This window comes from Stenotrophomonas sp. 85239_Sma (genome assembly GCF_056481725.1).
Window position 1 is genome coordinate 4,069,461 of sequence record NZ_CM151163.1, and the last position, 18,211, is coordinate 4,087,671.

Below are 18,211 nucleotides of genomic sequence, written 5' to 3' on the forward strand. Positions count from 1 at the left end.
CATGGCCAATTACTTCTCCGTTCCGCATCTCGGTGCAGGAAGCCTGGAGGTCGAGGGAATCAGCAGCTACCTCGTTCGCATGGCTCGGGCACATGGCTGCAGCCATTGGCAGTTGGCTAGGCACCTGGATGCGTGGTGGGATAGGAGCAACTGCAACCAACGGGTGGAACGACTTCCTAGAATCACCCAGAGTGGAGTGAGAATTCAGCTTTGTGGTGTCGGGTCTGATACCGCAAAGCTAGTCACAGCACTGGGTGCCGCAACCGGCATCACCTCCCTACGATCCGCCACCATCCTATCGCTCAAACAAGTGATTTCAAGCACATCAATTGGCGCGCTGAAGAGCTCACGTGCATGGTGCCCTGCGTGCTACGCGGAGGATGCGAGAGAACGAGGAGAGGTCTACGACCGTCTTCTTTGGGCCTTGCTTCCAATAACGAGGTGCTCGATTCATAAGACCCCGTTGCTCCAGCGCTGCCCTTCCTGCGAAAGCACTCAAGTCTACGCTTCAGGCGCTCAACTAGACGAATGCTACGTATGCCGCGCGAACCTCAGAGCGACCCCCCCTTTACACGCGCTTTTGGAGCACCCTGGTTTTGGCGAGCAGCTGTTGCATGAGTTGGTAACAGCCTGCGCCGAGAATCCGAACCTGACTCTGAATCGGGAAGGAATGCGCCTTTTCTTCAAGAGGCACCGAAGAGACCTTCCCCCAGGAGACCCATTAGTCAATGTAAGGGCTCTTGGCTCTCGGTCGAGTAAGCCGTCGCTTATGAGTGTTCTGAAGTTCGCCACCGCGTTCGGAGCATCACTGCTCGACTTTCAATCGTCACGCCCCCCTGACGTTAGTCACTGTCTCTATGATGCCGCATCCATCCCCTCCTCCAGACGATGTGGCCGGCACTCCCGAAGTGTCTATTTGAAGGTTCAAGCGGCGCTGAAGGCCGCCCTCGACAACCCCAAGTCCTCCCCCGCATTCCGCACTTTCTGCGCAAACCAGAATGTGTCTACAGGTTACGTCAGGCATAATTTTCCGATTGAAGCAAGAAGGTACGCGGATCTTCGACGCGAGTACTCCCAATGGAGACGGGAGTCGGTGACGGTGGCTGCTCTGGAGATGGCCAACTCGGGACTCATCGATGACTACAGATCTGGGCGCATCAAGCAGCTCAAAGAGCTTATCCGCGCAGTTGCCAATGCCAGCGGTGTTCAAACGCTCACCGCGCGCAAGGTAGTGGAACATTGCCTTTCTTCTCATACAACCGGACAGGCAAGCGTCAAGGATGCCCCCGGGACTGGCAAGTGAGTTGGGCCCAGAATTCCTGATAGGCCCTAGTACTTCCCACCTACGTACTCCCTGCGCAATGTCCGCTTTCGGCCAAGGGCGGAAGTTGCCAATGCACCTCGCCATGCTGCGTTTCACCCGAAAGAAAATAGACAAAGAGCTCCTTTTTGCCGGCGGCGAGTTGCGCACCCTCTTTACAACCCATCTCAGGCCTTTCTAAATAACGATCGCTGCTTTCCTTCCCGCATAGCAGGTTCTATGGATTGAATCGCACGCAATGTCTTCAGTACTTGTTCTGCCAAGTGGGCTGACTCGGTATTCCTGATCGCGGCGAGTAATCCCACAGTCTCCGGCATATCCGAAGGCCTGGCAGGACGTTCTCCAAACTGAACGAATGGTCCATCCGACTCGGTCAGCAATCGATCCTCCGGTATGAACCGAATCAGTGCATGCGTCTTCGCATTCCGCATCATCTCTGCGTTCACCGAGAAGTAGCACCCCTGCTCGATCGCCCGATGCGCTTCGGACTTCGTCCCCGTGAACCAGTGCAGCACCGGGATGCAGGTTGGATTTTTCAGGTTCTCTTCCAAGGATCCTAGCACCCACGCGACCGAGCGGACGCTGTGGATGCTCAGTATCTTGCCGCCCTGTTCGCTGCATGCCCGAAGTATCCGATCAAATAGGTGTCGCTGCTGCTGGAAGCTCGCATAGAACCTAGGGCTGGCATCTAACCCTACCTCTCCGACATAGTCAGTGCGCTCGAGCAGCCTTTCGAACAACGGCAACTCGTCGGACCGCTCTGCAACGAGTTGCGGATGCAAGCCTAATCCGACGGTCACATAAGGAGAGTCGAGGGCAAAGTCGACATTGCGTGCGAACGCCTTCGGCGTCGTTGTTACCGCGAGGGTCGCGATCCTCCGTGCATCGCACTCACGGATGACTCCGAGATGATCCTGGTACAGATCCAAGTGGCAATGGAAGTCGACCCAGCTTGGCGATGCATGACTCATGTCTGTCACTCCGAAGGCCGTGCCTTGACGTTCTCGAGCAGGTCGGCGACCTCTTCCAAGCCATCCCGGTAAACGGCCTCATAGTCCCCCCAATCGTCAGGAAAGTCTATTAGCGGCCCTGGCTTATGGATGTCGAAGCGGGCACGCCCCGGCTTGGTCCGGAGACGCGAGATAGCCAACTGAAACGATCGCACGTGCTCGCCCTCGGCCGACTTGCTGTCGAGCTCGGCATCTTCCAGTTCCTCGAGTTGGTATTCGGTGTCGTCCTCGCCGAATCCACGCTTCAACGCAGCCCGCCTGATCAGGCAGGGAACACAATGTCCGCAGTTCTTCGGCTTCCGCCGCTCCTCGTCCGCGGAGAACCTGGCCTTCGCAGGCGACGAACACGAAATAGTCTCATTGGCATGCTCCCGGAGGAAGTCGATGTCCTCGCACTCCTCGACCATCTCGCCCTTCGTCATATGACGATAGCTATTGTGGAGGGATCCGCCGAGTCCTATGGCTCGCAACAGCTCGTTGAAGCGGGACATGTAATACGGGTGAGTCGTTCGCGTACTCAGCGATCCAAGTCGCAGTGGATCCAGTGGCACGTTCAGCGAGATCAGGCCGTTCTCCGGCACATGGATGGTCACGTTCCTTCCGATGGCGTCCGCTGCGAGTGCGGCCAGGGAGAAAAACAGAAAGGAGCGGGCACGCAAGGTATTCTCTGCCCAACTGCCATCGACCGCTCCCGTCTCGAAACCAACCCGTGCGCGTACCGAAAAGAACGATATGTCTTCATATCGCTCCTCCAGCGCTTTGAGACATACATCCTGGTGTTTGCTGGTAACACTGTCCCAGTAATGACTGATCAGCAGGACGCTTTTTCCCTCCGAAAGAAGGTCAATGGCGCCAATAAAGCTGTCCAGTCCTCCGGAGAAAAGGCACACGTCGGTCGGACGTTCCGCGAGCGTCTCCGTAATCGGCTCAATGATCCGCGCCGCGGACGGCGACCTGGGGCGGAATGTCATCGCCCACCGATCGCCTGTCAGGAAATTCAACGTCCTCTCCAAGAGAGACGCGACCCGCAGCCATGTCTCCTGATCGTGGACCGGAAGACATATCTCCAGTTCCCTCGTCCACCCGTCCTGCCCTTCCTTGCTTCTTTCGACACGTGTATCCGCCGCGGTTATCGCGGCGGCCAGCATCGCCAGGTCCAGAGACCGCTCGGAGGGCTGGAGGCCCAGCCTTTCCAGCTTGGATAGAGCGCCGCCAAGCAGATGGTCGATATCGGCGAATCCATCGAAAGCGAATTCCGTGGCATGCGATCCCTCGAGCCGCGTGGCGACTACCTGCCTGTCATCAACTCCTACCCTGAAAATGATTGATTGCCTGCTCATTCCACATCTCCTGCCATTGCCGAGACCAGTTCGAAAGCGGCTTCGTAGATACGTTCGACAGTCTCCTTCACCTGCTGGTCCGTTTTCTCGACAAGCCCATCGAAATGCTCGCCGAGGTGACCCCGGACGCAGTTGGTTACGAATCCGTGCAGTTGCTCCTGAACCTGCTCGACCCCGTCGACGGTCTCCGGGAAATCGATAGCGTGCGTGCCGATGTCGGCTATCACGCGACCCTCGATGGTGTAGATGACGAAGTCCTGGAAGAACTCGGACAACTGCTCCGGTGTCATCTGCTCGAACGTCTCCCCACCGGCATCTGCAAGATCCGCAATCGCGTCGAGCATGGCCTGCCTCGCGATGGCCTCGTCGATCCGTCCACCGGGTGGACAGATGGTTTCCAGCATCGCGACGAACACGTCCGCCGCCGGCCTACCGGAAAGATGCTGCAGGTTGAGCTTCTGCAACGTCGCAGCCGCGCCCTGCCGGTTGACGTCGCGGATGACCTGCAGCAGCTGGGTTCCGGCGCTGCGGGAGGCGCCCATCCGCCTGGCGGCCTTACGCGCAGACCCGGTCCCATTGCGGACGTACTGCGATATCGATCTACGCAACGTGTCCGAATCACCGCTCCTGACGAACCGCGTGAAGTTGCCCTTTGCGGTGCTGAGCCGACCCGCCGACGAGACGTCCGGCACGGCGGCGGGCACTTTTGGCGCCACCCCTGGCGATGCTCCCGCCGCTCCATCACCACCACCGGGAACAGCTGTGGGCGCGGCGGCGCCTGGCGTGGTGTCGTCAACCCAACTCGGAACAAGCCCACTCGGGGCACCACCGTATCCTTTCGATGTCCCCATGGCTCACTTGTCTCCCATCTTCGAAATAGCGCCGGCCGCAGCCTTGAGGGTGGTGCTGTCTGTCTGCTCGGACCAACTCTTGAGGAGACCTTGGTAATCACGCAAAACGGCGGATTCCTTGAAGACGTTTCCGAACGCTGCGGGTGCCCAGGCCCCCAGCTTGGGCACAGGGAGTTCCTTCGCAAAGTCCAACAACCTCCGCTCCAATTCCGGCCGAATCTTCACCAGCTCCACCAGGCCCCGGGCTCCCGGGGGTTCCTTCGCGAACGCCTCCCCCTGGAGGACGCGCATACGCACGACATCGAAGAGTTCCTCGGCAGCAGCGGCCGTCAATTCCCCCGCCTCCTTCGCGGCAGCCTTCGCCTGGATGGGGCCGGCCATCAAACCGTCCGCGATCTGGTCGAGCCGACTGGCGCTGCCGGAACCACCGAACAGCATCCGCTTGTCGCGGGTGACGAACACGTATGGCCGGAGATCCACGTCGGCCAGCTTGGGTTCGAGAGCTGCCCACGTCCTGATCCAGTCAATCTTCAGCCAGTCCTCGATATCGGTCGGGACCGCCGGTTTGGCCGGCTTGGCACGTATCAGCGTCCCCGCCTTTTGGGGCTCGACAGGCGGCCCATCAGAGTCGGAGGGCGCGGCGATATGCTCTTCGAGGCTCCGAATGCGTGGGGAACGCCCCTCCGCCGCGGCGCTCGCTTCACGCGCAATCTCGTCGAAGAAATCCGGCTTGAATCGCTCCGCCAGCATCAGCTTTGCGAGCACGGGCACGGTTACCTGCGCACCAAATCCGCGCGCCTCACCGATCTCTCTGCGCAACAGCATGGAGTTCAGGAAACGCTTGATCTGGCGAGGGTTGCCCTTGGTCCCCTCCGCAAGCATCGACGTGATCTGGTTCGCCAATACTAGCGCCTGACCGGCGTCCGGATCCTCCTTGCCAAGGGCATCCGCCAACTTTTTCGGCGTAATCCCCTTGCTCAACCAAGGCTGCCGCATATCCTCGCGCGCCTCTTCGAGCAGCTTCTTGAATCCCTCGTCACCCGGGCCCAGCTCTGCTTCGACCAGCAAAAGAGTGATGTAGGTTCGCGTCTCCGCGACGCCGAGAGCGGGAATGCGGAACGGTACCTGGATCAGTTTCTCCAGATAATTCCGTGCATAGCTCACCGGACCCGCAGATGGCGGGAGGTCGGGGAAGTGATCCCTAACGGCATACTCGATCATCATCTCGTCGGCACCAATGACGAATGCGGTTCGATCGACGAAAAGGAAAAGCCGTATTGCCTCCAGCGTACCGATCGCGGTCGGCGGCAGGCACCTGTCCAGATCGTCCACCATCACGACCAACTGTTTCACCTCTGCCGCGTCGAGGAGCTCTAGGAACTCTTCGCGGAACGCGTGGATATGTGCGGGGACGCTGTCTTCCTCGGCCTTCTTGAGAAAGCCGGAGGCTTCGTCCGCGAATCCCTCGATGTCCTCGCGCGAGAGTTCCCCGGCGCTCTTACCGAGCGCGGACCTGGCAGCGCCGATGAGGTCGCCGATCTGACCGAGCGTTGGGATGCCCGTCGCAAGCGTGAATGCGAGTCCACCCGCCTTCTTCGCCGTCTTCAGCCAATCGACACGCTTCAGCAGCTTCTTTGCGGCATCTTTGACTTTCTGTGATTTCGGCCTAGCCCGCTTCAACTCCTCGATGATCGTCTCGAGGACCACGGTCTTCGCGTCCTCGAATCCCTCGAATGCCCAGCCGTTGAACCAGATGCACAGGACACCATCCGTCCCTTCCAAGGAAGATTGCGCCATCTTGAGGACGCTGGATTTACCGGCACCCCAGTCACCATGGACGCCGATAGTGATCGGTACCCCGGGTGATTTCTCGATGAGCTTTACGACGGTCTTGGCGATCGCCTCGTACTGCAACATGTCCGTCGCAGTTTCCTGATCACTGATGAACATCCTTCCCCCTTCAACATTCAGAGCTTCTTTCGACCAAAGCGAACGCATTACCTCAAACGGATCGGACCCAATATCGCCGAACAGGCCTGAAACTCGTGCTGGACAACGACATCGCTCTCTTCTTCCCCCCGAGTATCGGTAAAGTCCGTCTCAAACAACCCGACTCCCTCGGTAAACTCTACAACAGAGGAACCCACAGTTTTTAGCCCATGGAAGTCATAAGGCCAGGTGCCTGAAAGCTAGAGCGTCAGGATATAGAAGCACCCAATGTCTGCTTCGTAGCAACAGTAATAACTCTGCCACAGTTCTGCTTCAACTTGGGGGGAGCTTTGTCGGAAGGATCCGGAGAAGGCCAGAAGCGGACTCTCACGGAGTTGTCTGACGACTAGGCAGGTGACTTTTTGATCAGCGACGCCGTTCTAACAGATCATTAACCAGGTCTGGCACGCTGCGAGGAATCAGTTCTATCGACTGGTGCGTCTCGCGCATTACACCGACTAGCACGCTTGCAGCGACTACCCAAAAGCCCGAGTCAGCGGAGAGGGGAACGTCTTTTATCAAGGCCACCATTCGCTCCCCTACTGAAGGATATTTGTCGGTACCCCATTGTGCCCACTCGTCAGTGATGGTCTGCAGAATCACGCATGCGATGACCATGGAGGCGGCCCTCTTGTAGAGGACCTCTTGGTAGTTGTGATTGTGTTCCTCCGCGTAGATCGCGACTTTGTTCAACAGCATGCCCCGAGCCCAGACGTCGCACGAGATTTCTTCCTCGGGGAAGGAATCTGGGTGCTGTTCGTCGCGGTCCAGCATGACGTGGCGGAACTCGTGCAAGAAAACATAGGCTACAGCTAATAGAGTTAGATCGAACGCCACGCGCTCTTGATCGTTGCGAAGGGCCGCACGGTCATCGGTTGGCTTGGGAATGTCGGGCGGCCATTGGACGACCCCTTTGTCGTCTCCTGCAAGTAAAGTCTTTGCGAGTCGAAGGCGATGCTTATAGTCCTGCTCCAACTGACCCAGTTCGTCATCATCGCGTATCACACTCTCGACACTGCTCTGGGTGATCATCGCGACCACGACGTGTGGTGCGTATGTCTCGATGGCATGCCATGCGCTGAAGCCAATAAGCCAGAATGCGTCCAGCGTCTTGAGGTCAAACCGGATACGTCGCTTATTGGCGTTCATGGTGACGCCGGCGCCATCTGGGACTACCTCTATCGCGGGCGAGTATCGATTCCAAAGTTCTGCGAACTCATCCCGTCTTTCGGGCAAAGCCCCATAGATCAGGTTCCGTACTGCCACGACTGCATGGTCCATAACAAGCAAACGCCTGGCGCTCCACCACGGAGCTGGCTGACAACGATGCCGATTCCATAGCCGACCTGCAACTAGGTGCAAGGCATACAAGACTCGAGACCACGGTGGGTGGTGGGTGACCGTCTTGCGTCGCATCACGTCGGACATCCAAAATCCGTAGAACCCGGACCAACCCCTTCAACAGGAGTTGGTCATGGCAATTCATCACACATCTCAGTCCAACGAGCCTTGGAACAAGGGAAAGTCGATCGGCCAAAAGCCTCCACTCAACTTGAAAGACATCCGGGCCATCCGAATCAGGCTCCAGCTTGGCCAGAAGGTCTGAGATCTAGCCCTATTCAATCTGGCAATCGACTCCAAGCTCCGTGCCTGCGACCTGGCGAAGCTCCGGTTGTCCGATGTATCTCACGGAGCAAATGGCTTCGCGTGCGAGGGTGATACATCAGAAGACCGGCCGACCTGTCCAGTTCGAGATCACCCAAGCGACGTGCGAGGCAGTGCAGGCTTGGATCACCCATGCCGATCTGAAGGCCTCGGATCTCCTATCCACCAGCCAAGTGTCGATCTCGCCCCACCTGTCGACGAGGCAGTACGCCAGGATTGTCCGTCGCTGGGTGGAGGAAGCTGCCCTCGAGTCTGGCTCCTACGGCACCCACACTATGCGCAGGACCAACATGCGGATCGCGGGAGTTGCGACGTCTGCTTGTCGACTCGCAGCAGACACGCCGCCCCAAGAAAGATGCCTCTCACACGAGGAGTCTGCACTACCCAGCGGCTCTACGGTTAGGCTCAATCCTACTAGGCACCGTAAAACTCCTGCTCAGCTGCCATCAGAACGCTGCCAGGGTCCGTCTGAAGAACTTCGATTGGGGTGAATGCACCAAGAAGCACATGGCGGGTCATGAACCACTCCAATTCGCCCCACCCTGTGGACATGCCCTGTGCGCCCAAGAAAAGGCCACTTTGGCGAAGTACTCCTATGATCTCTGCAAGAAATGGTAGCGGTTGACCATCTTTTCCGAATTGCCATTCTGGGTAACGCCAGCTTCCACCGTCCATTTCCCAATAAACAGCCAAGACAGCCCCCGCTCCTCGCAGTTGATTCATCTGCCGAGCCACGTCTTGGTCATCGATTGCGAAGCGCTTGGCCACCTCGACCGAGGTCAGCCAATTGCGCGCAAGCTGGCCTCTCCGCTCTGCGGAGGCCGCCTCCACCGAACACGACGGCTCATCTTTTCCATTCCGTTCTGAACTTTCATGCCCCATGTGGAGATCACCAGAGTTCGCCCCTCGGATCATAGCGCCGTTAACAACCGGTGGCAGTAAGAAACAAGCCCGAGTTTAAGAGGAAGCTCTTTAAGAAGGCGGGGAAAGCACGTCAGCATAAGTTGGCCATTTCGGTCAACTTGTGCCTCACTGGATGATCGTTCGTCGCCACGCCAGGCTTTACTTGGAAATGCCAGCAACTTAGAGCCAACTCATGCTTCGGATGTCAGTACTAGTTGGCCATAACGGTCAACTTGTGCCTCCCCCCACACGGATGATCCAAAGTGCCTGATTCGATGGTGGGCCCACCAGCAACCACAAAGAACCAACAAGTGATTGATATGATTAATATTCAATCCACTTTTATCTACTTTAGACTCACAAAACGACTCACTTCGGCCGGTGCTTGAGAGGCCGGTTCGCGTTGGTTGCGTGCGACGTCGATCGGCCCCAACACTGGCAAACCGAAGGGAAGACCTAGAGAATCTTGGCCCCTTCCACCTTTACGGACAAATATGTTCGGCACAGGAGCCTTCAGGACTGACCTGCCGACGCCCACGCTCCTAGAATGCCTGGAGCGCGCCAAGGCCGAAATCGAGGTCGTATTCTCAGTACGCGGCGTCATCTTCAATCCCGGCGTCACGTTCGCTGATGAATGGGATTGGATACGCAGCGAAGGCGAGGAACGTCCTGACTACGCATCGGAATTTGATGATTGGCTCGAGCTCTTCCGCGCGAAGGGAACCCTACCTGAGGTCTATTTCATCCTTCGAGCTTCGATGAGCCTCTGGTTCGAGGCTGAAAGCGCATACCTCTCAGGCGACCGGGACCGCGCCTGGACGGCACTCGTCCGGTGCAACTTCTTTCTCGGCATGTGCTGTTCACACGAATCCCACCGCGAACGGTCTAGCCGCGCAGGTCGCAATTCTGCCAAGCGCACGCTTCCACTTCGGGAGATGGTCTTGGAGATGCTATCCGCCATGCCCGACAATTCACGAGCCACCAAGCAGGAAATATGGGATGAAATCGTCCCCGCCATGAGTTCTTTCGTTCCTCCTGGAGATGTTCAGGAGGGCCCACTCGATTGGGTGCGCAAATTGGGCCGCCACCCGAAAGAGCAGTACCGAGAATCATTCCATCGACGCGGAAAGGGAGAGAAGAGCAGGCACGGGAGAAGCGCTGACCCGGCGAAGCTCCTACGGACTTGGACCAACAACAACGAAGAAATACGTCAGCAGTTCTTCCGTGTGGTCGCAGGCCCATTGACCACTAGGAGAAAGAGAAGCAGCAACGCGTAGGCTCCCCTACTCTGCAGGTCTGTCAGAGGCGCGTGGGCGACCTGGTCGATAGTCAACCGGGAGCTGCCCCTTGCCAAAGATTCGCCCGATCCCTGGCTCGTTCAATCTGGCGTAGTAGTCGGCCTTAGCAAGATAGAGAATCGCGTGTTTCAGTCGGGCCCTCTTCTCCACGTCATCGTGAGCAACCATGCCGATGCCAACACCGTTGAAGCGTTCGTAGTAGGCCTTATTGGCATTGCAGTTCCAGTAGCCCCCCTCCCCCTTAGTGATCACTTCACGCCAGTACTCTCCAAGCACTTTCCCGATGGCAACATCTTGCCGAATCTCGTGCCCGTTGAAGAGCGCCATCACATGCACGTGATAGGACTTCGAAGGCCCGTACTCAAGCTTCCAGATATACCCGACTAGAGAGGGGAACTTCAGGCGAAGTGCTCGAAGCCAGGCCGTCAGATCCCGCTTAACCCGCTCGGGCGCAATGGACTTCCCTTCAGGCGTCTGCCGATACTCCGCACTGTAGGCCAGATCCACTCGTACCACACAGAGGCGAGAGTAGCGCCTATAGAGCGAGTCCACGTAGTCCACGGCCGACCGGGCATTCTTCCTAGCGCTTCTCTCCTGAGCACTCAGCGCGGCAGTGAAGGAACTATGCAAGGCCTCCTGACGAATCCTGTCCACCCACTGATTGGCAGCAGCGGCATCGACATAGCCCCCGGTAATCACGTCCGCTCTGAATTCCCTGAATTCGCGAGACATGATCTCAAAGTATGGGCTGAGCTTGTGACTGGCGTAGAACTCCTCGATTGCCCAATAGTCCAGATTCTCGAGCATGCGAATTCGCTTGACGACCGGATGGATACGCAGGGCAGCGCGGCGACCCACAACTGCATGCGCGAACAGCTCCCCCTTAGTCCTGACCAACCCCCGCATCGCTTGATCCACCTCGATGATCTGCTGCGGGTAGCTGCGCCATGGTCCCACGACAACGCAGTCCTCACGGTGATCCAGCATTCGATCGCACCACTGGCTAATGAGGTTTTCTTCTTTTCTGTACATGCAGTATCCAGTGCGACATACGTCGCGCTACTACATCTTCCCTGGCGGCTTGATTAGCCCTTCTTTGCCTGGAAGAACGTAGCTAGTTGCCAAGATATAAATGTCCGGAACTACGCTGAACGCCACGCCCTATCGTTCAAGGCCTGGACCATCGTTCGCCCCCAAGAATTGATACCAATTCATCGAGATTACGCGCAGTCGAGTTGGTGTCCCTACGTAATAGGAGCAACACGCTCAGCGATCCTGGCTTGGATCCATCCGTCCACCTCACTCTCAACCCAAACAATCGTGCCGGGACTCAAACGCACGGGCCGGGGGAAGGTCGGGTCATACCTCTTCGAACCCGGCTTGATGGCCGCGTAGATCGTCGAACGACCGAAGCCGGTCCTGCGTTCGACTTCCTGCCTCCTGATGAAGCGCTCAAGAACGCGGTCGTGGCTGGGGGAATTCATCGTGTCGCCTCGTGCTGGAAGGGACACTCAAGCTATGCCCCAAGCTGGCAAGAGTCACGACCGTTAACCGGTTAACGGTCGTTAGCAAAGGCTGCTCGTGACCAAGCTGGCACAAGGGATTCTGTCGAGTTCGTTCCTTTTTCTCGGTCAAGTTGGTTCCATCGGTCCACTTTGGAAAGGCTTGGAAGCCCCGCTGTTGCATGACAGCGGGACTTCCAGCCAGATGGCTACCGAGATGCCTGCCCGCTGATCAAACCAGCAAGGAAGACAACCGCGAACGCGGCCAGGTACTCGAGGGGGGAATTGGATCGTTCGATGAACACGATAGGCTCCTAGTCAGTAGGGAGACGGCATTGCGCCGGCATAGAGGAGAGGCTGATGCCCCTCCGTATCGTGTTATGGGTCTGAAATCCAGTTGATTGATTATCAGGGTTCCGACCTAGCTCGCACTGTGGCAGGGTGCAGGTAGGCACGCAGGATCAGATCCAGATGGACACCCCTGAACCCGACGTCTCCCTACAGGACGAGATCAAAGCTCTCCGACAGCAGTTGGCTGCCCTACGTTTCGACATTCGAGGTAAAGACTGGCTCACCGTTGACGAGGCAGCCCATTACTGCGGCGTGTCGTCCCGCCAGTTTCGACGCAATGCCCCTGAACTCGGCCTTGTGCCCAGAAACTTCATGGGCAAGCAACTCTATGAGAAGAATGAGCTGTACAAAGCAATCGAGAACTCCGGCAACTGGAAATCCCGGGGGACAGCGGGCGCCTCTCTGATCCCGACCTCCCCCCAGATGGAGGAGGCTCTTGCTCGACTGAGGCGCTACGACCAGCGCAGGGGAAAGGGGTAATGGTTCCGACTGACAAGCTAATGACGCTCGCACAGGCTGCGGAGCATTGTGCCTGCCACCCCCGGACACTTCGGCGAGCCATAGACATAGGCGAGCTGGCCGCGTGTCGGCTAGGCCAAGGGAAGAAGTCAGACCGCATCCATCCAGTAGACCTGGCCGCATGGCTGGACAAGTGCAGGGCCAAGACGCTATGCCTATCACCAAGCGCGCCAATGGCCACTATCAAGTTACCGTCGGATACGGCGGAAGAACGCATCGCAAGACTTCTCGACTCTGGTCGTACAAAGACGCGAAAGAGTACGAACGCAGGTACATCTCTGCGCTCAAGGACATTGCGGCCGGTAGAGAACCGGAACGAGTGATCGCCGATGCGGTCGAGCGCTGGCTGATCGACCACGTGCCGCGCCTGCGCTCTGCCACCAAGACGAAGGCCCACGTTCGGGCGCTGCTGCCCTATATCGCAGGTCGGAAACTGGGGGAGATTGCCCAGGTGTGGGCGGAAGTGAAGGCTGCAGAAATCGGCAAAGCCCCGGCCACAGTCAACCACAAGGGGCGCATCTTGCGGCAGATCAGCCGGATGGCGTGGCGTGAGTGGGGGTGGCTGGAGCGGCCTGCCGCTATCGGGCTGCTGCCAGAGAAGCCCCGCGAGACGTTCCTGACGCTCGATCAGGTCGAAGCGCTGGCAAGGGCTTGCCCCAACGCTGCGGCGGGCGACTATGTGCGGCTGGCGGCTTATACGGGCATCCGGCGCGGGCACCTGCTGCGCCTGACGGCTCACGATGTGCGCGGCGGGTTCATCCACCTGGATCGCACCAGCAAGACGCGGACGCTCCAGCTGGTGCCGCTGCATCCCAAAGTGGCAGGTATCGCTGCGCGGCTCCCGCTGGGCGCTAGTGACGATCAGGTCCGGGATTCGTGGGCAAAGGCCCGCGAGTCGTGTGGCCTGCAGCACGTCCGCTGGCACGATTTAAGGCACACGTGCGCCTCATGGCTCGTCATGGCTGGCGTGCCCCTGCACACGGTGTCTGAGGTGCTTGGGCACAGCTCCATGGCGATGACCCGGCGCTATGCTCACCTGTCGCCGGAGCACCTGTCAGACGCAATCAAGAAGATGGCCTAACTCCCGACCGGGTAGATGCTCCTCAATGCGCTCCACACTGGACAAGGAAACCCGGAAGACTTAACAGTTCGACCGCTGCAAACGTGCATTGACGCCCGGTCGTATATCCACGTTGATCGAGGCGATGTCTAAATGGGCAGATGATGGATAGACTCTGGTCAATTAGAGTCAAGGACATTCCAATGATCAGAAAGGAAGCCCCCCCTGTTGTAGACCCAGCCTCACCTTGGAAAGGAGACATCTTCGACCGGACACATGACGGAAAAGTTCTGTCCAACCTAATTGCGAAGAGTGCTGATCAAGCCCTCACCATTTCTCTTCAGGCACCTTGGGGAAGCGGGAAGACCGTATTCCTCCAACGCCTCAAGGAACACATCCGGAATGAATTCCAAATTAAGGCCATTTCAGTCGACACATGGAAATATGACCATCACGGCGATCCCCTTGCCCCGATTCTTGCGCAGCTCCTTGACGTAATTGAGGAACGGGCAAAAAAAGAGCGCCCCAAAAGCACGCTCCGAAAAAAACTAGAGGCGGCTGGCTCCGAGCTAGCAGCTACCGGTGCCAAGTACGTCTTACCCGCGCTAAGTGCTACAGCTAAGGTAACCGTACCTGGCTATGCCCCGTTGGTGGAAGGCGTCGAAAGCCTGGCGGCGAATCTCTTGGAAAGGCAGAGAGAATTGATGAACTCTGAACCAGCCTTCAGATCTGCGCTTGAGGCGGCTAGGGACGCAATCACCGCTCGTAGGCCGACAGGTCCGATCAGACCGATTCTTTTCATCATTGATGAGCTAGACCGCTGCCGACCTGACTATGCCATTCAAACTCTTGAGCGAATCAAGCACCATTTCGATGTGCCAGGGATCATATTCATAGTTGCAACGGACCACGGAAATCTTCCTGCCGCCGTGCAAACGGTTTACGGCGCCCACGTGAACGGGGAAGAATACCTCCGAAAGTTCTTTGACTTTGAATACCACCTCTCCCCAGCATCTCGAGAAGCGGTGACAAAATACTTACTCAGCAGTGCCAGGCTTGGACTAGAAAGCGAGAGGACTTTAGAAGAAATCGTCGGTCACCCGTCGGCCTTTAACATCAAGCAACTCAACGAAGAACAGGTCGAAGAGCTTGACAGGATCGAGTACGGGGTCTTCTTTACAGAGATGTCTTCAGTCTTTCAGCTCTCCCCTCGCGATCAAATTAGAGCATTCACTTTGATATATGCGTTCTACATAACGCGCCCAAAGTCATTCGTCACAATTCCGTTCCTTGACTGCTTTATCGCCTGTCTTAGATTCGGATCTCCACAAAATTACATCCAACTGTCATCGACAGGTGTAATCTCGATTCCGGGCGACTATTCCAACGACCACAAGAATGAGCTCAACTGCCTGAGACCTCAGAACTACAACGAAGTTCTGAACCTTTTTGTTGGAAACAAAGCCAACCACGTCAATTCGTTACGCACAGTGGAAAAGAAGATCAAAGAATCCAATGCGGGCGCAAACCTTGGCGTGCTCGCAGCAGTCACTTCGTTGGCACGGTGCAATCAGTTACGAAATTTTGATTCCTCAGCCTATATCGAGTCTGTGATTCGCCTGAGCAGATCATTAAATAGAGAAGACGAGCTTAGCCAACCCAGCTAGCTTCAATCGCACCAACGACCGCCTGATTCCAGGATATTCCCTCAACGCGCAGCAGCGGCGATGCTCGCTGCTTCCAAGCGCCGTGCCTGTTGCTGCTGCTCGCGGGTAGGCGGCAGGCCTGGCAAAGGCGGCTCCGGCCGAATCGGGGTGCTGTCGGTCAGCCGAGCGACGGCCTCACGCAGCGGCAGCTCAGGATACAGCCTGGCAGCGCACCAACGCTCGGCGTACCGCTTCGCCTGCCGGACGTTGGCGGCGCGCACTTCCTTCACCTGCCACATCTTCTGGCCCTCCATCCATAGCCGGACCCCAGGACCGTCATCAGGCGTGACGCTGGCCGTCTCGCGGCCGTTGTACCAGAGCGCCCAGCGCTCACCGGTCTGGACCCAGCCAGCGGGGATCGGGACGATGCGGAAGCCGTGGGAGGAATACATGGCCGGAAGGATACGACCGGCCGTCTCAATCGCTGCGATTGGCTCAACCGCGAGTCTTAACCTCTCAGGAGGCCCTGCTACACCCCTACCAGCACTGCCTCCTAGGTTGTTCCCTACATGCCAGTGAGCGGTTTTCCTATTGCGAGCATCCAAGTCCGTTGAGATCTTCCAGTTGCCCGCCGGGCATTCATCAACTTGACAATGGAGTGATCATGAAGATCCAAAGTGTCTTGCTTGGTTTGATCGTTGCTGCCGCTGGAGCGGCCGGTGCTGTAGGCGTAGTTCCCGCAGCTAACGCTGCCTCTTTCCACACGTCGTGCGTGCCTGCCGGCGGCGGCATGGCCCGATGCACGCAGACGTTCTGCCACGAGGGAACCTGCTGGGTGACCGACACCTGGACGCAACCGATGCGCGAAGCCATCGAGTTTGATTGATCAAGCGACGGCTTAACTGATGTGCGCGCTGCGGTCCTTGCGGGGACCGCAGCGCATGGCTCCTTCCTGATCGGGCGACGCGCTCAGATTCTGCCAAGGTCCTTCACCACCGCCTGCCCCTGCTGAAGCAACCCGATCAGCAGGCGGCCACCTGCTACTCGCCGGCCCAACTGCTCATTGAGGTAGTTCGCCTGGAGCCTTGCCGCAGCCAGGACATCCTGCGGCGCAAAACTGTCCGGGCGGCCTCTTAGTGGTTCGCCTGGCGAGGCCAAGCCCCCATCGAGCTGTTGCACGACAGCGGGAGTCGCGCTGTCGTTCTTGGCGTAGGCGGTTGCCACCATTCGCCCGCTTTTCGGCGACCAGCCGCCAAGCACAAGCTCTGTGCCCAAGCTCTGCTTCGGAAGGCCCGCGTCGACCGCAGCACGCTCATAGCTCGGCCATACCTTGTCGATCACAAGCCCCAGCTCCTTTGTCAGCTGCTCCATTGTGAAGTCTGCACGGAAGCTTGCCTGGAGGGCGAGCTCGTAGATGCGCAGAAAGAACTGAGTGGACCCGCGTGCCGCCAACACCAAGTTGTACTGAGGGATCAGAAGCATCTTTGCGCCGGACGAATGCGCTCCGGTGCGGGCGTCCTCCGCGAGGGTATCGACCGCGACAAGGAGCTGGTCAGGACGTAACAGAACGTTGAGGATGCTCATAGCGGACTCGCCCAGAGATCGCCAGACTATCGCCCTCCTCGCCCCCGACTGTCGAGACCGCCATGACGACCGAAATCACGGAAATCCTTGATCGCCTTCACGCCTGCGAGGCAGGACTTGAGATGCATCGCGGCTACCTCAAAGCGATGGAGTACGCATTGCGAATCTGCGTACTGACACACCCGGCACCCAACGACCTCTCCAACGCTTGGCATCAGCTTCTGCCAATCCTTGCGGCCAAACACAGGCTGGACAGCAGCGATCTCTTCGCTGCGGCCTTCGAGCAATCGCTGACGGTTCTGACTGAACAAATCGGCGACGCCCACGCCTGATCGTCACTCGTCTGGTGCCGGCGCGGCGCTGCTAACGCGCCTCGGGTTGAGCTGCCTGCGGCCCCGGATCCGACAACCCCAGACTGCCAGCGCGGCCCGACCGTCAGCGGCGATAACGCCGCGCGTGTTCTCGCTCGCAGCTCCCAGGATGGAGGCAGCCCGTCCGAATCAGACAGTGTCGGCGCGCGTCCGGGTCCGCGCTGTAAGCGATGTAGTCGAGAGACTGGGCGAGCATCGCCAGAAACTGATGCTCCGGATAGACCTCGGCCCATTCAGGGAGCCTCTCTTCGAGGCGCCGGAGCATCTCATCGATTTCTGCACGGGTGCTCATGCGGCGTCGGCATAGGGCTCCACCGCTTGGCGAAGCAGGTCCATGCCGGTCTGACTAGGCGTAGCTGGCTCACGACGTTCGCTGAACCCCGTCCAGTCCGCGCGCACGAGATTTTTCAGCTGCGGCGGTTCGATGGGCAGCCAGCGCATCGCGGCTACCTGAAGGCGTTCGAGTACGGACTTCGTGCAGCGGTAATCACCCACCCCAGGCCGGAAGAGCTTTGCCGCGTCTGGACGCAGTTGCTTCCAGGGATTGCAGAGAAACACGCCGGAGATGGCAGCGCCATCTACACGGCGGCCCTGCAGCAAGCGCTCGTGCTGCTGACAGATCAGATCGGGGCACCGACCTAGATCCGCCTTCTCCCTTTCTGTGCGACGTGTGTCGCCACCTCGCAACCCTGCAGATCCCCGCTGGGTATATGGCATGGGGAAAAGACAGTGCGAACGCATCGGAAGCACCATGCGAACGCATTGCGAACGCATGGCCCGAACATGACGAACGCAATGGAA

Annotated in this window: 18 protein-coding genes and 3 pseudogenes; 9 read left to right on the forward strand and 12 right to left on the reverse strand. The window is 58.2% G+C overall.

Annotation, left to right across the window (positions count from 1 at the left end; all coding sequences use genetic code 11):
- Position 1 precedes the first annotated feature (1 nt).
- Positions 2–454, forward strand: a pseudogene (locus ACYKG1_RS18855) (TniQ family protein); the annotation flags it as partial.
- A 315-nt stretch (positions 455–769) separates the two neighbouring features.
- Positions 770–1,303 (forward strand): hypothetical protein, encoded by a 534-nt coding sequence (locus ACYKG1_RS18860; protein ID WP_478472785.1) that lies wholly within the window; start codon positions 770–772, stop codon positions 1,301–1,303.
- A 185-nt stretch (positions 1,304–1,488) separates the two neighbouring features.
- Here the strand turns inward: ACYKG1_RS18860 and qatD are convergent, their stop codons facing one another.
- The 6 genes from qatD to ACYKG1_RS18890 all read right to left on the reverse strand — a co-directional run bounded on the left by qatD (position 1,489) and on the right by ACYKG1_RS18890 (position 9,058).
- Complete coding sequence (gene qatD / locus ACYKG1_RS18865; RefSeq protein WP_478471107.1) at positions 1,489–2,292, reverse strand: Qat anti-phage system TatD family nuclease QatD; 804 nt, start codon at positions 2,290–2,292, stop codon at positions 1,489–1,491.
- A gap of 5 nt (positions 2,293–2,297) precedes the next feature.
- Positions 2,298–3,671, reverse strand: a complete 1,374-nt coding sequence (gene qatC / locus ACYKG1_RS18870) for a Qat anti-phage system QueC-like protein QatC (RefSeq protein WP_478471108.1) — start codon at positions 3,669–3,671, stop codon at positions 2,298–2,300.
- Positions 3,668–4,213, reverse strand: a complete 546-nt coding sequence (qatB, locus tag ACYKG1_RS18875) for a Qat anti-phage system associated protein QatB (RefSeq protein WP_478471109.1) — start codon at positions 4,211–4,213, stop codon at positions 3,668–3,670. The genes qatC and qatB overlap by 4 nt, the downstream gene beginning before the upstream one ends.
- 312 nt (positions 4,214–4,525) lie before the next feature.
- The gene (qatA, locus tag ACYKG1_RS18880; RefSeq protein ID WP_478471110.1) at positions 4,526–6,472 is read right to left on the reverse strand and encodes a Qat anti-phage system ATPase QatA; all 1,947 of its coding nucleotides are present in this window, start codon (positions 6,470–6,472) and stop codon (positions 4,526–4,528) included.
- A gap of 405 nt (positions 6,473–6,877) precedes the next feature.
- A complete protein-coding gene (locus ACYKG1_RS18885) occupies positions 6,878–7,660 on the reverse strand; it encodes a phage exclusion protein Lit family protein (RefSeq protein ID WP_478471111.1) in 783 nt (260 codons plus the stop codon).
- Positions 7,661–8,590: 930 nt separating this feature from the next.
- Positions 8,591–9,058, reverse strand: a complete 468-nt coding sequence (locus tag ACYKG1_RS18890) for a hypothetical protein (protein WP_478471112.1) — start codon at positions 9,056–9,058, stop codon at positions 8,591–8,593.
- A 515-nt stretch (positions 9,059–9,573) separates the two neighbouring features.
- On the opposite strand from ACYKG1_RS18890, the gene ACYKG1_RS18895 reads away from it, so the two are divergent.
- On the forward strand, positions 9,574–10,356 hold the full coding sequence (locus tag ACYKG1_RS18895; RefSeq protein WP_154264517.1) for a hypothetical protein: 783 nt from the start codon (positions 9,574–9,576) through the stop codon (positions 10,354–10,356).
- A 6-nt stretch (positions 10,357–10,362) separates the two neighbouring features.
- Here ACYKG1_RS18895 and ACYKG1_RS18900 read toward each other — a convergent pair whose 3' ends face one another.
- Together ACYKG1_RS18900 and ACYKG1_RS18905 are read right to left on the reverse strand one after the other, a co-directional pair.
- A complete protein-coding gene (locus tag ACYKG1_RS18900) occupies positions 10,363–11,409 on the reverse strand; it encodes a YagK/YfjJ domain-containing protein (RefSeq protein WP_154264518.1) in 1,047 nt (348 codons plus the stop codon).
- Between the two features lie 212 nt (positions 11,410–11,621).
- The gene (locus tag ACYKG1_RS18905; protein WP_154264519.1) at positions 11,622–11,861 is read right to left on the reverse strand and encodes a helix-turn-helix transcriptional regulator; all 240 of its coding nucleotides are present in this window, start codon (positions 11,859–11,861) and stop codon (positions 11,622–11,624) included.
- A gap of 489 nt (positions 11,862–12,350) precedes the next feature.
- On the opposite strand from ACYKG1_RS18905, the gene ACYKG1_RS18910 reads away from it, so the two are divergent.
- The 4 genes and pseudogenes from ACYKG1_RS18910 (at position 12,351) to ACYKG1_RS18925 (ending at position 15,476) form a co-directional block, all read left to right on the forward strand.
- Positions 12,351–12,710, forward strand: a complete 360-nt coding sequence (locus ACYKG1_RS18910) for a hypothetical protein (protein ID WP_154264520.1) — start codon at positions 12,351–12,353, stop codon at positions 12,708–12,710.
- A gap of 20 nt (positions 12,711–12,730) precedes the next feature.
- Positions 12,731–12,877, forward strand: a pseudogene (locus ACYKG1_RS18915) (helix-turn-helix domain-containing protein); the annotation flags it as partial.
- A 23-nt stretch (positions 12,878–12,900) separates the two neighbouring features.
- Positions 12,901–13,830 carry a tyrosine-type recombinase/integrase gene (locus ACYKG1_RS18920; RefSeq protein WP_154264522.1) on the forward strand — a complete coding sequence of 310 codons (930 nt, stop codon included), beginning with the start codon at positions 12,901–12,903 and terminating at the stop codon, positions 13,828–13,830.
- A gap of 182 nt (positions 13,831–14,012) precedes the next feature.
- Positions 14,013–15,476, forward strand: coding sequence for a KAP family P-loop NTPase fold protein (locus tag ACYKG1_RS18925; protein ID WP_164171491.1), 1,464 nt, complete (start codon positions 14,013–14,015; stop codon positions 15,474–15,476).
- A gap of 44 nt (positions 15,477–15,520) precedes the next feature.
- Here ACYKG1_RS18925 and ACYKG1_RS18930 read toward each other — a convergent pair.
- Positions 15,521–15,907, reverse strand: a pseudogene (locus ACYKG1_RS18930) (hypothetical protein); the annotation flags it as partial.
- 212 nt (positions 15,908–16,119) lie between these two features.
- Here ACYKG1_RS18930 and ACYKG1_RS18935 point away from each other — a divergent pair.
- Positions 16,120–16,341 (forward strand): hypothetical protein, encoded by a 222-nt coding sequence (locus ACYKG1_RS18935; protein ID WP_152908745.1) that lies wholly within the window; start codon positions 16,120–16,122, stop codon positions 16,339–16,341.
- Positions 16,342–16,424: 83 nt separating this feature from the next.
- Here ACYKG1_RS18935 and ACYKG1_RS18940 read toward each other — a convergent pair whose 3' ends face one another.
- A complete protein-coding gene (locus ACYKG1_RS18940) occupies positions 16,425–17,039 on the reverse strand; it encodes a hypothetical protein (RefSeq protein WP_154264525.1) in 615 nt (204 codons plus the stop codon).
- A gap of 62 nt (positions 17,040–17,101) precedes the next feature.
- On the opposite strand from ACYKG1_RS18940, the gene ACYKG1_RS18945 reads away from it, so the two are divergent.
- Positions 17,102–17,371 carry a hypothetical protein gene (locus ACYKG1_RS18945; protein ID WP_154264526.1) on the forward strand — a complete coding sequence of 90 codons (270 nt, stop codon included), beginning with the start codon at positions 17,102–17,104 and terminating at the stop codon, positions 17,369–17,371.
- A gap of 103 nt (positions 17,372–17,474) precedes the next feature.
- Here ACYKG1_RS18945 and ACYKG1_RS18950 read toward each other — a convergent pair whose 3' ends face one another.
- On the reverse strand, positions 17,475–17,702 hold the full coding sequence (locus tag ACYKG1_RS18950) for a hypothetical protein (protein WP_197629864.1): 228 nt from the start codon (positions 17,700–17,702) through the stop codon (positions 17,475–17,477).
- Complete coding sequence (locus ACYKG1_RS18955) at positions 17,699–18,010, reverse strand: hypothetical protein (protein WP_154264527.1); 312 nt, start codon at positions 18,008–18,010, stop codon at positions 17,699–17,701. The genes ACYKG1_RS18950 and ACYKG1_RS18955 overlap by 4 nt, the downstream gene beginning before the upstream one ends.
- Positions 18,011–18,211 lie beyond the last annotated feature (201 nt).

Coding starts and splice junctions, on each gene's coding strand:
- ACYKG1_RS18900 (WP_154264518.1), bottom strand. CDS start 11,409: ATGTACAGAAAAGAAGAAAACCTCATTAGCCAGTGGTGCGATCGAATG.
- ACYKG1_RS18895 (WP_154264517.1), top strand. CDS start 9,574: ATGTTCGGCACAGGAGCCTTCAGGACTGACCTGCCGACGCCCACGCTC.
- ACYKG1_RS18940 (WP_154264525.1), bottom strand. CDS start 17,039: ATGAGCATCCTCAACGTTCTGTTACGTCCTGACCAGCTCCTTGTCGCG.
- qatC (WP_478471108.1), bottom strand. CDS start 3,671: ATGAGCAGGCAATCAATCATTTTCAGGGTAGGAGTTGATGACAGGCAG.
- ACYKG1_RS18920 (WP_154264522.1), top strand. CDS start 12,901: ATGCCTATCACCAAGCGCGCCAATGGCCACTATCAAGTTACCGTCGGA.
- qatA (WP_478471110.1), bottom strand. CDS start 6,472: ATGTTCATCAGTGATCAGGAAACTGCGACGGACATGTTGCAGTACGAG.
- ACYKG1_RS18935 (WP_152908745.1), top strand. CDS start 16,120: ATGAAGATCCAAAGTGTCTTGCTTGGTTTGATCGTTGCTGCCGCTGGA.
- ACYKG1_RS18925 (WP_164171491.1), top strand. CDS start 14,013: ATGATCAGAAAGGAAGCCCCCCCTGTTGTAGACCCAGCCTCACCTTGG.
- ACYKG1_RS18905 (WP_154264519.1), bottom strand. CDS start 11,861: ATGAATTCCCCCAGCCACGACCGCGTTCTTGAGCGCTTCATCAGGAGG.
- ACYKG1_RS18950 (WP_197629864.1), bottom strand. CDS start 17,702: ATGAGCACCCGTGCAGAAATCGATGAGATGCTCCGGCGCCTCGAAGAG.
- qatB (WP_478471109.1), bottom strand. CDS start 4,213: ATGGGCGCCTCCCGCAGCGCCGGAACCCAGCTGCTGCAGGTCATCCGC.
- qatD (WP_478471107.1), bottom strand. CDS start 2,292: ATGAGTCATGCATCGCCAAGCTGGGTCGACTTCCATTGCCACTTGGAT.
- ACYKG1_RS18860 (WP_478472785.1), top strand. CDS start 770: ATGAGTGTTCTGAAGTTCGCCACCGCGTTCGGAGCATCACTGCTCGAC.
- ACYKG1_RS18910 (WP_154264520.1), top strand. CDS start 12,351: ATGGACACCCCTGAACCCGACGTCTCCCTACAGGACGAGATCAAAGCT.
- ACYKG1_RS18945 (WP_154264526.1), top strand. CDS start 17,102: ATGACGACCGAAATCACGGAAATCCTTGATCGCCTTCACGCCTGCGAG.
- ACYKG1_RS18890 (WP_478471112.1), bottom strand. CDS start 9,058: ATGGGGCATGAAAGTTCAGAACGGAATGGAAAAGATGAGCCGTCGTGT.
- ACYKG1_RS18885 (WP_478471111.1), bottom strand. CDS start 7,660: ATGAACGCCAATAAGCGACGTATCCGGTTTGACCTCAAGACGCTGGAC.